The organism is Rhodococcus sp. SB1D, assembly GCF_048573875.1.
Lineage (GTDB): Bacteria > Actinomycetota > Actinomycetes > Mycobacteriales > Mycobacteriaceae > Rhodococcus_F > Rhodococcus_F qingshengii.
Genome location: NZ_JBMAIQ010000007.1, coordinates 78,456 through 91,098 on the forward strand (window position 1 = coordinate 78,456; position 12,643 = coordinate 91,098).

The 12,643-nt window shown below is 63.7% G+C and carries 13 protein-coding genes and 1 riboswitch; of the genes, 6 read left to right on the forward strand and 7 right to left on the reverse strand.

The genetic code is table 11. The annotated features are described in order from the left end of the window. The first annotated feature begins 32 nt into the window (after positions 1 to 32). Positions 33 to 221 carry a hypothetical protein gene (locus ACN50D_RS16985; protein WP_019744939.1) on the forward strand — a complete coding sequence of 63 codons (189 nt, stop codon included), beginning with the start codon at positions 33 to 35 and terminating at the stop codon, positions 219 to 221. An 83-nt stretch (positions 222 to 304) separates the two neighbouring features. On the opposite strand, the gene ACN50D_RS16990 is transcribed toward ACN50D_RS16985, so the two are convergent. Beyond that, a complete protein-coding gene (locus tag ACN50D_RS16990) occupies positions 305 to 868 on the reverse strand; it encodes a transglycosylase family protein (protein ID WP_003939675.1) in 564 nt (187 codons plus the stop codon). Positions 869 to 876: 8 nt separating this feature from the next. Beyond that, positions 877 to 1,097: riboswitch (cyclic di-AMP (ydaO/yuaA leader) on the reverse strand. Between the two features lie 384 nt (positions 1,098 to 1,481). Here ACN50D_RS16990 and ACN50D_RS16995 point away from each other — a divergent pair. Next, positions 1,482 to 2,879, forward strand: coding sequence for a YncE family protein (locus tag ACN50D_RS16995; protein ID WP_209909654.1), 1,398 nt, complete (start codon positions 1,482 to 1,484; stop codon positions 2,877 to 2,879). Between the two features lie 94 nt (positions 2,880 to 2,973). On the opposite strand, the gene ACN50D_RS17000 is transcribed toward ACN50D_RS16995, so the two are convergent. Then, entirely contained in the window at positions 2,974 to 3,363 is a 390-nt protein-coding gene (locus ACN50D_RS17000) for a YccF domain-containing protein (protein ID WP_003939919.1), read from the reverse strand. Positions 3,364 to 3,396: 33 nt separating this feature from the next. Beyond that, entirely contained in the window at positions 3,397 to 3,624 is a 228-nt protein-coding gene (locus ACN50D_RS17005) for a hypothetical protein (RefSeq protein WP_003940194.1), read from the reverse strand. 215 nt (positions 3,625 to 3,839) lie between these two features. Between ACN50D_RS17005 and ACN50D_RS17010 the strand changes: the two genes are divergently transcribed. Further along, positions 3,840 to 4,253 (forward strand): cold-shock protein, encoded by a 414-nt coding sequence (locus ACN50D_RS17010; RefSeq protein ID WP_007733502.1) that lies wholly within the window; start codon positions 3,840 to 3,842, stop codon positions 4,251 to 4,253. Between the two features lie 88 nt (positions 4,254 to 4,341). On the opposite strand, the gene ACN50D_RS17015 is transcribed toward ACN50D_RS17010, so the two are convergent. The 3 genes from ACN50D_RS17015 to ACN50D_RS17025 form a co-directional block, all read right to left on the reverse strand. Further along, on the reverse strand, positions 4,342 to 4,809 hold the full coding sequence (locus ACN50D_RS17015; protein WP_225989529.1) for a DUF2771 domain-containing protein: 468 nt from the start codon (positions 4,807 to 4,809) through the stop codon (positions 4,342 to 4,344). A gap of 26 nt (positions 4,810 to 4,835) precedes the next feature. Continuing rightward, positions 4,836 to 6,530 (reverse strand): MFS transporter, encoded by a 1,695-nt coding sequence (locus ACN50D_RS17020; protein WP_223304424.1) that lies wholly within the window; start codon positions 6,528 to 6,530, stop codon positions 4,836 to 4,838. Positions 6,531 to 6,599: 69 nt separating this feature from the next. Beyond that, on the reverse strand, positions 6,600 to 7,430 hold the full coding sequence (locus tag ACN50D_RS17025) for a glutaminyl-peptide cyclotransferase (RefSeq protein ID WP_249342793.1): 831 nt from the start codon (positions 7,428 to 7,430) through the stop codon (positions 6,600 to 6,602). A gap of 38 nt (positions 7,431 to 7,468) precedes the next feature. Here ACN50D_RS17025 and ACN50D_RS17030 point away from each other — a divergent pair, with 38 nt between their 5' ends. The 3 genes from ACN50D_RS17030 (at position 7,469) to ACN50D_RS17040 (ending at position 11,589) form a co-directional block, all read left to right on the forward strand. Continuing rightward, positions 7,469 to 8,290, forward strand: a complete 822-nt coding sequence (locus tag ACN50D_RS17030) for a DUF3027 domain-containing protein (protein ID WP_042451227.1) — start codon at positions 7,469 to 7,471, stop codon at positions 8,288 to 8,290. Between the two features lie 68 nt (positions 8,291 to 8,358). Beyond that, positions 8,359 to 11,031: a sacsin N-terminal ATP-binding-like domain-containing protein gene (locus ACN50D_RS17035; RefSeq protein ID WP_192712269.1), complete on the forward strand. Its 2,673-nt coding sequence runs from the start codon at positions 8,359 to 8,361 to the stop codon at positions 11,029 to 11,031. A 6-nt stretch (positions 11,032 to 11,037) separates the two neighbouring features. Then, complete coding sequence (locus ACN50D_RS17040) at positions 11,038 to 11,589, forward strand: phosphatase PAP2 family protein (RefSeq protein WP_042921691.1); 552 nt, start codon at positions 11,038 to 11,040, stop codon at positions 11,587 to 11,589. On the opposite strand, the gene ACN50D_RS17045 is transcribed toward ACN50D_RS17040, so the two are convergent. Further along, on the reverse strand, positions 11,579 to 12,619 hold the full coding sequence (locus tag ACN50D_RS17045; protein WP_058037819.1) for an iron-siderophore ABC transporter substrate-binding protein: 1,041 nt from the start codon (positions 12,617 to 12,619) through the stop codon (positions 11,579 to 11,581). The genes ACN50D_RS17040 and ACN50D_RS17045 overlap by 11 nt on opposite strands. Positions 12,620 to 12,643 lie beyond the last annotated feature (24 nt).

Below are 12,643 nucleotides of genomic sequence, written 5' to 3' on the forward strand. Positions count from 1 at the left end.
ACGGCGTAACGGCGTCCTGTCAAAATGACTTCGTGGCCAACAATTCGAAGCAACACTATGTAGATCCAGGATGGCCGGAAACTGCAGACGGAGATCACGCAGTGACCGAATTGTCATCGACCCGCGCAGGTGGACTTTCACCCTTCGGCGAGGACACCACCTTTCCGGTTCCGGTGGAGTCACTTCCTTACGTACACCCGCACACCGTCATCAACCGATAACAACTCGACACGAAGAAGGCCCGCACCGAATCGGTGCGGGCCTTCTTGATGTTCGAGCGTCCGAGCGGACAGTCTTGCCGGTGTTACTTGAGGAACGACTTCGCGGTGTCGGCGACTGCGAGGATCTGCGGGTCGACCGGGATGCCGTTGGCCTCGGCGAATGCGATTGCCTGATCGATGGCGTCGGCGACCGGGTGTGCAACGGTCTGTGCGACCTGCTGCGCCGGAGCCGGAGCTGCCTGAGGAGCCGTCGTGGCCGGAGCGGAACGCTCGGTGGCGCCGCTGCTCAGCCCGAGGCTGGAGGAGCAGGACGGCCATGCGCCCCAACCCTGGTTTGCGAGAACACGCTCGGCAACAACGATCTGCTGCTCGCGAGTGGCCTGGTTTGCGGTGGCTGCGTACTGTCCGCCGCCGTGTGCGTTCCACGTGCTGGGGGAGAACTGCAGTCCGCCCTGGTAACCGTTGCCTGTGTTGATGGCCCAGTTTCCGCCGGCCTCACACTGGGCGAGACGATCCCAGTCGGAGTCGGGGGCAGCGTTTGCGGTTCCGGTGGCTGCAATTCCTGCTACGCCCATGATGGCGCCGGTGACGGCGACCTTGGCGACAGTGCGGCCGGTGGTGGTGGGCTTGCGATGGCGTCCGCTCATGATGGTCGAAATCCTCTCCACACGCGCCTGCGAGGTCAGCTGTCGGGTTCGGGCTGAGAGGTCGCCCGGCCTCGCCTTTCCTGGCTGGAAAGGGTCTGGCTTCACCCCAAGATTCGGTCTTGCGATCGAACCGGTGTCCACTGGAGAACTTTTCTGTTCTCACAGAGGACTTTGGGTCCCCCGTCCTCGTCCCTGGAATGCTCTGTCGGAAGTCCGGTACCCGCGGGACAAGGCTTGGCGCGGCGGGCCGGAGGTGGCCGAGTTTCCCGGCCGAAAACGACGGTAACGGCTCGAGTCGCTCGTGTCACCATTTGATAACGCGGCGTGGCGAAAGACGTACAACGCGTCACACAAAGCGCAGGAGACTCTTCCCAGGTAGGTGGGGGTGCCCGAGTGAATGTCCGGTTGTGTCCGTTCCGTTATCCATCCGTAATGTGAGCAAGGTCACACGTTATGCGGAAATAGAATTTCGGGCGATTGAGAGGTGCGTCGATCCGGACCCAAGGTTGTGGCCCGTGTCTCAACATCGACTTTGGAACTTAGGTTAGGTTTGCCTGACTTGCCTCGCTTGGGCAGGTTTCGCAGAGTCTTCCAAAGAAGTAGGGCACCCCTCATGAAACTGCAATACCGTCGGCGTGCGGTCACCGCGTCACTCGCCGTTGCCGCTGCTGCTGTCGGCCTGGCCGTCACTGCTCCCGCTGCACACGCCTCACCCGAGGATCCGACACACGGTGTTGTCGGAAGCTATTCCGCAACCCAGCCCGGCGACATCGTCGTCGACGCGGCAACCCACCGCGGATACATCACGCAGTACGGCGGACCGACCAGCTCGTTGTCCGTCGTCGACACGAACACCGGCAAGTCCGTCGGCGCCATCGACGGCGTCGTCGGTTACCCGTCGGCACTTGCCGTCGACTCAGGCCTCGGACGCGCATACGTGTCCTCCTCCTACGGCGGCGCGATCTCGATTGTCGACACGAAGACCGGGAAGGTCGAAAAGACGGTCACGCTGAGCGAGAAGAACCCCGACGGCTCGCGTCCGCAGATCAACGATGTCGTCGTCGATCCCACAACACACCGCGCGTACTTCTCGGACTACAAGTCCGGCAACATCCGAGTCGTCGACCCCAACGCCGCCGACGCCGTGTCGAGCATTCTGGTCCACAAGTCGGCAACGCCGACCAAGCTCGCCTTCGACAGTGTCCGCGGCTTCCTCTACATCGCGGACACCAACTTCTTCGACGAGAATTACGGCCGCACGCTGTGGCAGGCGGACGTACGCAAGGGCGGAGCACTCAAGTCGATCGTGCGTGCCGACAACCTCTACCCGGTCGACGTCGATGTCGACACGAACACCGGCAACATCTACATGACCGACACCCGGGCAACCAACCTGTGGGCGATCACCCCGGCCGGCGCGATTCTGTCGAAGACCACGCTGTCTCCGACCGCGATTCCCAACGGCGTGGTCGTCGACGCTGCGGCAGGCATTGCATATGTCGCGGACGTCATGAACGGACACCTGTGGTCGGTCGATCTGACGACCCGCGCCACCACCGCTCTGACCGATACCAAGGTTCCGGCACTGGAGAAGGTCAAAAACCTCGCGCTCGACACCTCGACCGGCGCCATCGCGTCGACGACCAACGGGGGCAAGGTGACAGTCGTTGCTGCGTACCCGCTACCCGCCACCGTCGAATTGCCTGCCGCTCAGGTAGGTAAGGCGTATTCGCAGAAGCTCACTGCCGCCGATGCGCGCGCAACGTTTGCACTCACCAGTGGCACTCTGCCCGGCGGACTGTCCCTCGCACAGGACGGCACCATCTCGGGTACCCCCACCGCTGTCGGCAGCGTCACCGTCGAGATCACTGCGAAGAGCGTGCTTTCGCGTGCTTCGAGCGTGACCATCGTGGTCTCCGAGGGGCCGGTCGGCCCCGTCGATCCGGGCAACCCGGGAACGGGAACCGGTTCGCTCGGTAACCTCCCCGGACTCGGTAGCCTCGGCCGCTGATACGACCTGATACCAGAGAACCCGACCACAGCAACTGCTGTGGTCGGGTTCTTCGGTCCGCGGGCCCGCTATGCGTAATCGACGCGGTCCACGACTATGCGTAATTCACCCGGTCCACGTCGACGATCTCCTTGCCGAGCGGCATCAGCGAGATCGGAATCATCTTCAGGTTCGCGACCGCGAGCGGAATTCCGATGATCGTGATCGCCATCGCGACGGCGGTGACGATGTGTCCGATCGCCAACCAGATACCGGCGATGATCACCCAGATGACATTGCCGATCATCGAACCGACACCAGCGGTCGGCTTGTCGACGACGGTCTTACCGAACGGCCACAGTGCGTAGATGCCGATGCGGAATGCCGCGATTCCGAAGGGAATCGTGATGATGAGGATGCAGCAGATGATGCCTGCGGCGAAGTAACCCAACGCCAGCCAGAAGCCGCCGAAGACCAGCCAGATCACGTTCAGGAGGATTCTCATGGTCAGTGACCTTTCGGTTCGAGGCGGGAGTGATCAGCGCACGCGTCGACCGGATCTGAGCGTGTAGACGATGGCCAGAAGGAAGCCGATCGGGCACGCGAGTGCTACCAGGTACAACGCCAGGCCGGGTGGGGTGTCGCTGAAGATATGGACTGCGAAGATGGCCACGATCGCCAGGAATCCGACGATGAACAGTGCCATCGCCGTACGGAACAGACCGTTTCCGGTGCCGGAAGTGCGCGGGTTCGGTTGAGGGTCCACACCTACGAGGATAGTGCCTGTAAACCTGGGTGCCGACCCGGGTTCGTCACAGGTAGACTGTTAACAGACTGCGCGCCCCGCTGAAGCAAGTGTGGGGCGCGTTCTTTTGCATTCTTCCACCGGAAGCGATGCGAGCAAGGCCATGAGGCTCTTCCGAGAGCCTCCCGAGCACATTGGGGCAGACGCCCCAGTCGAGTGATGAGCAGGTGAACGCGGTGCCGACCGGCAAGGTGAAGTGGTACGACGTCGAAAAGGGTTTCGGCTTTCTGTCGCAGGAAGAGGGCGAGGACGTCTACGTCCGTGCTTCCGCTCTCCCCGAGGGCGTCGAAGGCTTGAAGGCCGGCCAGCGCGTCGAGTTCGGAATGGCTGCGGGCCGCCGCGGTCCGCAGGCACTGAGCCTGAAGGTACTCGAGCCGGCGCCGTCGTTGCGCGGCGCGACGGCGACGCGTCGTGAGCCCGTCGAGCGTAAGCACACCCCTGATCAGTTGCACGGCATGGTCGAGGACATGATCACGTTGCTCGAGGCGAAGGTCCAGCCGGATCTGCGCAACGGCAAGTACCCGGACCGCAAGACCGCTCAGCGGATCTCCGAGGTCGTCCGGGCCGTCGCTCGCGAGCTCGACACCTGATCGCTCGATACGAGCTGCCGTACACGGCTTCGAAACAAAATGCCCTGCACACCAATCGGTGTGCAGGGCATTTTCGACGTTCCGGGGATCAAGCGGTCTTGATCGACCAGATCAGCAGTCCCTGTTCGCTTCCCTCACCGACGGCGAGGTGGATTTCGACGCCGACCAGTTGCTTGACGGGATCGCTCGAAGACTCGACCGTCACTGCCAGGGCCTCGCCGGGCTCGAAGACTCGGGGCTCACCGGTCTGGTTGCCGTCGGCATCCTCGTAGACGGCGAGCAGTGCCCACTGCGCATCCGAGACGTCCGTCGACAACGACAGCTGCAGCGGGTAGCCCGCTGGAACGTCGAGTGCGTAGATGTCGCCCACCTGGGCGCACTGGGACAGGTCGATGGTGCAGAAACCGGCAGGGTTCGTTTCGATCGTCTTGCCGTGTGCGTATGCAGTGATGACCGGTAGCTTTTCGGGGTCGTCGTTGATGTTCTTGATGATCACGAAAAGAACGGAGACGTAAGCAACCAGTGCCACCACCATCAGGACACTGATCGCTGCCACGATCTTCTTTGTTCTCGAGCGCATCATCACTGCGGAGTACTTCCTTGTCCTCGGTTGGATTTACCGGTGTAAATCACTTCGGTCACTTCTTGTTCGGCCAGATCGGGTCGCTTCCCGCCGAGGCCGGGCAGGAGGCTGCTTCCTCGGTAGCTCAGGAAGGTCTGCAGAAGCCCGATCGTCAGGAACACCGATACAACAGTGAACCCGATCCAGTATTCGGTCGGAAGCAGAACCCCCAATGCGCCGCCGAGTACCCAGCTCAGCTGCAGAACCGTCTCGGATCTACCGAATCCGGACGCGATCGATTCCTCGGGCAGGTCGTGCTGGAGTGACGCGTCGAGTGAGACCTTGGCGAGCGCGCTGGCGGCCGATGCGATGAGCGTGGCAAGCGCGGCCGTCATGAGGTTGTCCGTCAGCGCTGCGATCACCGCGATGATCCACACCGACGCAGTACACCGGAGCACGATCAAGGCAGGCCGGCCGAGCTTGAGGCGCGCACCCGTGGCATTTCCGGCGAAGTTACCCAGACCGGCTGCTGCGCCGACCAGGCCGAGCATCATGGCCTGCTGGAGCGGCTCGTGATCGGTGCGTGATTTGGCGACGAACGCGATGTAGAGCGTCAGGAAGCCGGTGAGCACGCGAATGGTGCCGTTGCCCCAGAGTCCGATGATCACGGCGCGTCCGAGAGGCTGACGGACCTTGGCAGGTTTGGCGTCCGGCTGCGGTGGGGCGCTGCCGGCGTGATGCGCTTCGTCCGGGTGGTAGGTGATGGTCGCGGGAACCTCACCCTCGGTGACCTCGACCCACGACGGGATTCGCATGCTCAGATATGCGCCGAACACGGTGACGGCGACCGCGAACCACAAGGCGCCGGTGGAACCGAAAGCGAGCGCGAGCGCACCTGCGACCGCGCCGGCCCCGATCGTTCCACCGATCAGCCCGAAGACCGTCAGACGCGAATTCACGCGCACCAGGTCTATTTCCGGTGGTAGGACGCGTGGTGTCACTGCGCTCTTGAGCACCGAGAACGATTTACTGAGCACCATCATGCCGAGCGCGGCCGGATAGAGGATCCAACTGTCGAAGTTGAAGACCAGGATCACCGCGAGGAGCGTCCGGATTCCGAACGACGACGCGAGTGCGATGCGGCGTCCGCGCTGCAACCGGTCGAGCATGGGGCCGATGAGCGGTGCGATGACCGCGAACGGTGCGATCGTGATCAGGAGATAGAGCGCGACCTTGGTCTTGTCCTCGCCCGTCGCCGCCGAGAAGAACAGGGTGTTGGCCAGAGCGACGGAGATCGCCGCGTCGGTCGCGTTGTTCGTCATCACCGCGTAGGTGAGAGCGGTCAGACCGGACTTGTCCGCGCCGTCGGCCTTCGCCGCGCGCTGGAAGGTCGCGATGCCCTTGTTCGTCAGTTCGCGGCTGCGCATCGCTGCGACGCGAGTGACGGTGAGCTTGCGAGGCATCGGTGGAGCCTTGGGAGCGTCCGCCCCCGGCGTCTTCGAACCGGCCGCGGATTCGGAGTCTCCCCGCGATTCGGGAATCGGATGCAGCGGTGGCAAAGGCGTGCGACGGGCAGCGGGACGGGCCGAAGGTGGGTAATTGTCCGGGCGGGCCGCGGGTGGGTAATTGTCGTAACCGGGGTGCACCTGTTGCCCCTCCGGCTCGTCGTGGATTCGCCGAGTTTCGGGGTCGTAGGGTTCGCGCGGTCCGGTCACCACTCAATTCTGTCCTAGTGTCGGCGCGGCTACCACGCACACCCCTGCGAGTCCTGTGTCATGTCGGACTCAGTTAACAAAACGGACTTCGAACATCTGCGGCCAATACTTGCCGGTGAGCAGGAATCGATCGGTACCGGGAATCTGCGCGATGCCGTTGAGAACGTCGACGGTGCTGGTCGATCCATCCGTGACGAGTTCTTCGCGTAGCGCCGATGCGTCGTACACGTTCGTCACGCTGCCGTCCGACGGGTCGATTCGGACGACGGTGTCCGTGGTCCAGACATTGGCGTAGACGGAGCCGTCTTCGGCGCATTCCAATTCGTTCAGCTTGCCGACGGACTCCGAAGATCTGGTGACGTCGACGGTCGAGATCGGCGCAAAGGTTTCGGGATCGCGAAAGGTCAACGTGGCCGAACCGTCGCTCGAGACAATCCGATCCCCGAGCGAACAGATTCCCCATCCCTCGGTGTCGAGTGGGAACCGCCCCCGTTCGGTCAAGGTGTCCTTGTCACGGGCGATGGCAACGCCGTCTTTCCAGGTGAGTTGCCACAGTGTGTCTCCGGCGACCGTGATGCCCTCACCGAACAACGGCGGGTCGAGATCGGCACGCGCAACTTCCGGTCCCGAAGCGGGGGACTGCTCGTCGGAGATCTCGCTCGAGCGCACCCAGGACTGCCCGACGCGTCCGGTGCTTTCGTACAACCGGTTTCCGTCGATCTCGAGGCCCTGCGTGAACGCGTCGGGATCGTGCGCGGACACTCGAACGATCTCGACGGAGCCGGTTTCGGACGTGAGGTTGTCGGGAGCGCCGGGGGAATCGGAGCACCCCGCCAAGGCCGAGGCGATCACCGCGACCACTGCAAAAGTGCGCACGGAATTGGCGTGTGACCTACTCATCTGCCCAGCATGGCAGCCCAGTGCGTTGCGGACTTGCGGTGGTGCGGCAAACTGGAGGAGTGAGTGTTGCTACTTCTCCAGAGCGTGCAGTGCCGCGCCCAGTACTGGCCGATGCGGTCGAGCTTGCCCGAAAGGCAGTCGTCGACCTGCATGAAGGCGGTGTGGGGGCATACCTCGGCGTGACGTCGGAGGACGAATTCGCCGCCACCCATCGATTTGCAGCAGACATTCCGGGATACCGCGGTTGGCAGTGGGCGGTTGTCGTCGCTGCCGGACCGGAGGACACCCACGCCACGATCAGTGAGTTGGCGCTGTTGCCGGGTCCCGACGCGTTGGTTGCGCCGGAATGGCTCCCATGGGATCAGCGGATTCGTCCCGGCGATCTGTCCGTCGGTGACCTACTCGCCCCGCCGGCCGAGGATCCTCGCCTCGTTCCCGGCTACGTCGCCACCGGTGACCCGGAAGTCGACGAGGTAGCTCTCGAAATCGGGCTCGGCCGCAAACAGGTCATGAGCCTCGAGGGCCGACTCGATGCGGCGCAGCGTTGGTTCGACGGTGACTTCGGCCCGGAGTCGGAGATGGCGAAGGCCGCGCCGTCGACGTGTGGACTGTGTGGATTCTTCCTTCCACTCGCCGGTTCGCTGCACGCAGCGTTCGGTGTGTGCGGAAACGAACTCTCCGCAGACGGCCGTGTGGTCAGCGTGTCCTACGGTTGTGGCGCGCACTCGGACACCAGCCTGCCGCTCGGTGCGGGCTCGCCGCAGTTCGACGCATTCGACGACGGGGCCGTCGAGCTGATTGCGGTGCCCGCTCGCCCGTCGAGCGCTGTTGCAGTTGAGGATTCGGTATCCACCGAGTAGAAGATCCGTTCGGTACGGACGCACTCCGCGAGGCGACGCTGCGCGCGTGGTCGGAATCTCCGACGCGATTGCGTGAAGACGCGGCTGCGGAATCCGACCTCGCAAAGGCCGGGTACCGCGACCGTCTGCTCACCGAACTGGCGCAGAACGCTGCCGATGCAGCTGCACGCGAGGGCGTCGAGGGCTCTTTGTGGGTGGATGTGGACGGTCGGACGCTGACGGTGGCGAACACGGGCCGTCCACTGGACGAATCCGGTGTACATGCGCTGACCGCGCTGCGCGCGTCGAACAAGGTCGACGCCGACGAAGGTGTGACGGGACGGTTCGGCGTCGGATTCTCGGCAGTTCTCTCGGTCAGTGACGAGGTGGAACTGCGCTCGTCGACGGGATCGATTCGATTCTCTGCCTCGCACACTCTGCGCGAGATCGAGTCTCGCGAACTCCCGGTACCGGAAACCAGTGTCCCCGTACTTCGTTTGGTGTGGCCGTCTGGCGAATTGCCGAGCGATGGTGCTGATTCGGAAGTGGTGCTGACGCTTCGGCCGGACGTCGATGCCGCGGCGCTGCTTTCGCAGATGACACGTGAGGCAGTCGACCTGCTGCTCGAACTCCCGGCTCTCGGGTCAATTCGTCTGGGTGAGAAAACTTTTCGGCGATCGGAACGGGTGCTGGATTCCGGCCTCGTCGAGATCGCGATCGGTGATCGCACGTGGTGGCAGTACACCGCGCCGAACGCGCGATGGTTGGTGCCGGTCCGCGACGGGGTCGTCGAGCCGGTCGCAGACGACGTCCTGCGGGCGCCGACGCGATCCGACGAGGAGCTGTCGATCCCCGCGATCATCATTGCCGACATTGCAATGCAACCCGATCGGCGACGCATCATGCCCGCTGCACCGATCGCTCCGCTTGCCGAGGGGTACGCGAAGTTCCTTGCTGCACTACCTCCTCGGCAGCGAACGGCACTCGTCCCGATCCCTGCCTTTGCCCGCAGCGAAACCGATTCGCTTCTGCGCGAAGCGCTTCTGAAGGAGCTGCAGGAAAACGAGTGGCTTCCGGTGGTCGGTGAACCCGACCGCGCGCCGCAGCGAGCATCCGTGGTGCCCGGGCTCGGTGATGACCTTGCCGAGTTGCTCACCGACATCATCGGCGGCCTGGTTGTCCCCGAGCTCTCCGGCCCCAAGCACGAGCGAGCACTCGCGGCAGTGTCGACGCACCGCATCGGGCTCGCGCGCATCGCGGAACTGCTCAGCGGTTCGGAACGTGAACCGAAGTGGTGGAATCGACTCTATTCGGCTCTCGAGCCCTTGGTGATCGACACTCTTGCGGTGGAAGAGCTTGGAACACTGCCGGTTCCGCTCTCCGACGGACGGACGGTGACCGGGCCGCGGACCGTCGTCGTCGGCGTCGAACTGGGCGAAGACGCGCCGTCGGTGCAGTGGACGAGGTTGGTTCATCCCGTCGCGGTTCACCCGTTGCTGTCTCGATTGGGAGCGCAGACCGCGAGTGCCACCGACCTGCTGTCCGATCCGGCGCTGCGCGCATTGATCGAAGATGCTGCGGACCAAGATGATTCGGTAGCGACGGAGTTGGCGCAGGTTGTACTCGGATTGGCGGCCCACGTGGCGCCAGGAGCGCTGCCGTCGTGGATCGGTGAAGTGCTGCTTCCTGATTCGGAGGGCGAATTGCGGTCCGCCGACCAACTTCTGCTTCCGGGAGCTCCCCTTGCAAGCGTCCTGGTCGAGGATTCTCCCTTCGGCATCGTCGACGCTGATTTTGTTCAGCAGGTGGGGGAGCAGGCGCTACGGGTAGTCGGTGTCGGGTGGGGTTTCACGGTGGTCCGTGAGGAATTGCCTTCCGGCCCCGATCACGATCTCGACGCCGAAGACGCATGGTGGGACACCCTCGACGAGGACCCCGAATACATCGAAGCCGTGCGCGATCTCGACCTCGTGGACGAAGACCGCTGGCCGCAGGCGTTGTCGCTGCTGGTCGAGTCGCCGGCGACGCGGGCGCTGCTCACCGACCGTCGTGGATACACGGCGTGGTGGTTGCGTTCGAATGCCGAACTCGGCGGTGAGGTGCTGGGCTTGCTGCGCGCTCCGGGCGATCGCACCTTCGAGGGATTGCTCGATGCTGCCGAACACCCCGACGCCGGATTCTTCTCCGGATTGCTGGCATCGGATACCGTCGACGATCCGGAACTGGCTCAGCTGCTGCTCGATCGGCTTGCCGACCCACTACGGATGCCGGCCTCCGCCGTCGTCGCGCGGACGCACCGGCTACTGGGGGAGGCAGCGCAGCGACGGGTTCTCGACCTGGAGGAACTGCACTTGCCGCCGTTCGTGCGAGGCCTTTCCGGCGATCTGGTCGATCCCGGCGACGCCCTTGTTCTCGACCGACCGTGGCTGGGAGCGGCACTGCCTGCACAACGAGTCGTGCTCGGCAGCTTCGAGACGGCCGACGCACTGGCAGATCTGCTCGACGTCGCGACGGCGTCTGCATCCGTTCACGGACGAGTGAGCAGCACCGGCGTCGTGACGACGTGGGCGAACGAACCGCAGGCAGTTCTCGGCTTCGCAGCCCTCGGCCGTGAGGTTCCCGGCGGCGAGGTAGTGATCCATCACGAACTGTCGGTGGAACTGACGGGGGCGGTCGAGACGACGGTGATCGTGCCGTGGTGGGTGGACTCGGACGGCGTTCATCACGTGATGCGTACGTGGACTCTGCCGCAAGGAATGTGAGGGCAGATGTCTTTTGATCAGTGGGTACTCGACAGCGCAGTGAGTCAGCGGACGGCGTGGCTCGTGGACGTCGTCGACGTCATCACCGACAGCGGCGGAACCCTCGCGTCGTGGCTGATCGCGACGCTGCTCACTATCGTGCTTCTGGTTCGGGGACTGCGTACCGAAGCTCTGCTGATCGCCGGATCGATGTTGACCGGTCTGCTCGTGATGAGCGGATTGAAGCGCATCTTCACGCGAACCCGTCCACCCCTGCCGGAGCGGTTGATCGAAATCGATTCGTATTCGTTCCCGTCGGGCCACGCGATGATGAGCGCGATCCTGGCGACTTCGGTTGCCGCCGTGATCCTTCGTCTTGCCTTGCCGAGGCTCGCGAAGACGGCAATGCTCGCGAGCCTCGGCCTGTACACGATCGCCGTCGGATTCTCCCGCGTCTACCTGGCTGCCCATTGGATGACCGATGTACTGGCAGGTTGGGCGTTCGGGATGATGTGGGCCGGGGTGTGGATCTGGGGAACCGCGCAGATCAGAAAGCGCCGGGCGCTGGTTACTTCGTGAGCTCGGCGAGTAGTTGGCTCGTGGCCCACGGCAAGCTCAGTGCCGAGCTTGCGGTCAAGGCCGCACCGACCTGCGGAGCCTGATCGTCGTTGACGTAGACGACGCGATTGTCCTTGACCACGTCGAGTTGCTGGAAGCCAGGGTTGTTTCGGACCGCCTGTGCGGCATCGGGATTGCCGATGACAACGAGACGGTCCACGTCGAGAAGATCCAGTCGTTCGGTGGAGATCGGCGCGTAGAACTCACCGTTCATCAAGGCCTCGACCGCGGGAGCAGGTTTGAATCCGAGACTGCCGAGAACCCGTCCGCGGGCGTCCTCGGAGGAGAAGGCGTAGAACTCCGGGGTCGCGTCGACGCTGATGATCACCGCGGTCTGGTCTGCAAATTCCGGGTGAGCGCTTCTGGCGTCGGCGAACTGCTTGTCGATATCGGCGACCAACTTCTCGCCGTCGGCTTCGCGACCCACTGCCTTCGCTGCGGTCTTCGTCGTGATCTGCCACGGAGTTGCGTAGTCGCCGTAGGCCGGATCCTTCGCGACGGTCGGGGCGATCGCGGAAAGTGTGCTGTACAGGTCTTTGTCGATGCTCGAGTAGAGCGCGAGGATCAGGTCGGGCTCGAGCGCAGCGATCTTTTCGACGCTGATCGTGGTTTCGGGATTGCTGCCGACGACGGTCGGTTCGGTTCCGCCCCAAGGGCCGGTGACCCATGGCCACGTGCGGTTGACGTCCGGTTCGCCCGGGTACTGGTTGACCATTCCGACGGGCTTGATGCCCAGAGCCAACAGAGCCTGCTCGTCGTTGTAACCGACGGTGACGATCCGTTGTGGTTCGGAATCGATCGTGGTGCTGCCGAAAGCGTGATCGATCGTGACGGGGAAGGCGCCACCACCGGAACTCGACGGACTACTTGCTGCGTCGTCGTTCGAACTGCAGGAGACGAGTGCTGTGCCGACCAGGGCGACCACAGCAACGGATGTCAGTCTCGTCCAACGTCCTCGGCTTTTCCAACGATTTCGGTGGGAGATCTTCACGGCTACGTGGTTCCTTTCAGCATT

Excerpts from the sequence above, each read along its gene's own strand:
- ACN50D_RS16990 (WP_003939675.1), bottom strand. The coding sequence starts at position 868 with ATGAGCGGACGCCATCGCAAGCCCACCACCACCGGCCGCACTGTCGCC.
- ACN50D_RS16995 (WP_209909654.1), top strand. The coding sequence starts at position 1,482 with ATGAAACTGCAATACCGTCGGCGTGCGGTCACCGCGTCACTCGCCGTT.
- ACN50D_RS17000 (WP_003939919.1), bottom strand. The coding sequence starts at position 3,363 with ATGAGAATCCTCCTGAACGTGATCTGGCTGGTCTTCGGCGGCTTCTGG.
- ACN50D_RS17025 (WP_249342793.1), bottom strand. The coding sequence starts at position 7,430 with ATGAGTAGGTCACACGCCAATTCCGTGCGCACTTTTGCAGTGGTCGCG.
- ACN50D_RS17040 (WP_042921691.1), top strand. The coding sequence starts at position 11,038 with ATGTCTTTTGATCAGTGGGTACTCGACAGCGCAGTGAGTCAGCGGACG.